Origin of the sequence: Paenirhizobium selenitireducens ATCC BAA-1503 (genome assembly GCF_000518785.1) — a bacterium.
Classification (GTDB): Bacteria; Pseudomonadota; Alphaproteobacteria; order Rhizobiales; family Rhizobiaceae; genus Allorhizobium; species Allorhizobium selenitireducens.
On record NZ_JAEG01000031.1, the window covers coordinates 1 to 1,272 of the forward strand.

Here is a 1,272-nt window from a genome sequence, read left to right on the forward strand (position 1 = left end):
TGACCTTGCCCCCAAGTTTTATCCAGTTTTGAGTTCGCTCCGGCGGTTTTGTGTTGCTGTATTAGGGGCGGTAGCGGCGGGTTGCGGTGCGGCGCCGTTCCGGCTGCGCAGTACCGCATCACGTCGCGGGTTGATGGTCTGAGCAAACTCGGCTGGTGTGAGCCAGCCGAGGCCGGAGTGTGGTCGATGATCGTTGTAGTCGTTGCACCAGGTTGAGAGCGTTGATCGGGCCTGGTTCAAGGACGAGAAGAGCGTCTCGTTCAGGAGCTCATCCCGCAGTCTGCCATTGAAGCTTTCGATGAAGGCGTTCTGGATCGGCTTGCCCGGCGCGATGTAGTGCCATTCTACCTTGACCTGATCCGTCCATTGCAGGATCGCGTTGCTGGTGAACTCGCTCCCGTTGTCACTGACGATCATCTTAGGCTTGCCACGCTTCTCGATGATCCGATCCAGCTCACGAGCAACCCGAAGGCCCGAGAGCGATGTATCGGCGACGAGGCCCAGGCATTCCCTGGTGCAATCATCGACGATCGTCAGCACCCGGAACCTGCGGCCATCGGTGAGTTGATCCGACACGAAGTCCAGCGACCAGCGATCATTGGCCGTCATCGGGACCAGCATCGGCGCACGTGTGCCGATCGCTCGTTTCCGGCCGCCGCGCTTGCGCACCGTCAGCTTCTCCTCCCGATAGAGCCGGAAGAGCTTCTTGTGGTTCACACGGTGTCCTTCGCGTTTGAGCAGCACGTGGATGCGTCTATAGCCAAAGCGACGGCGCTCATGCGCCAATGCTTTCATTCGCTCGCGAAGACGATCATCGTCGCTGCGCCTGGTTTCGTAACGGACCGTCATTCGGCAAAAGCCGCTGGCTTTACACGCCCGCCGTTCGCTCATCTGGTGGTGATCCATCAGATGCGCGACAGCTTTCCGCCTTGCTGCGGGCGTCACCACTTCTTTCCCAACAGGTCCTTCAAAGCCGCATTGTCGAGCATCGCGTCAGCCAGAAGCCGCTTCAGCTTCGCGTTCTCGTCCTCAAGTGTCTTCAACCTCTTGGCTTCGGATACGTCCATGCCGCCGAATTTGGCCTTCCATTTATAGATGCTGGCATCGCTGACGCCGTGCTTGCGGCAAAGCTCCGAGACCGGCGTGCCTGCCTCGTGCTCCTTCAGTATCCCGATAATCTGTTCGTCTGTGAAACGGTTGCGCTTCATTCTCTGGTCCTCTCAATAGGCCAGAGCTTACTTCAAAATGGATTAGTTCAGCGGGGCAAGGTCA

The 1,272-nt window shown here is 58.5% G+C and carries 1 protein-coding gene; it reads right to left on the reverse strand.

Annotated features, from left to right (window positions below; translation table 11 throughout):
* Nucleotides 1-18 precede the first annotated feature (18 nt).
* Nucleotides 19-1,208 (reverse strand): IS3 family transposase gene (locus L867_RS0120915; protein WP_104368139.1). Its coding sequence is split into 2 segments (ribosomal slippage): nucleotides 19-959 and nucleotides 959-1,208, totalling 1,191 coding nucleotides; the frame shifts between segments, so codons are not numbered across the junction.
* Nucleotides 1,209-1,272 lie beyond the last annotated feature (64 nt).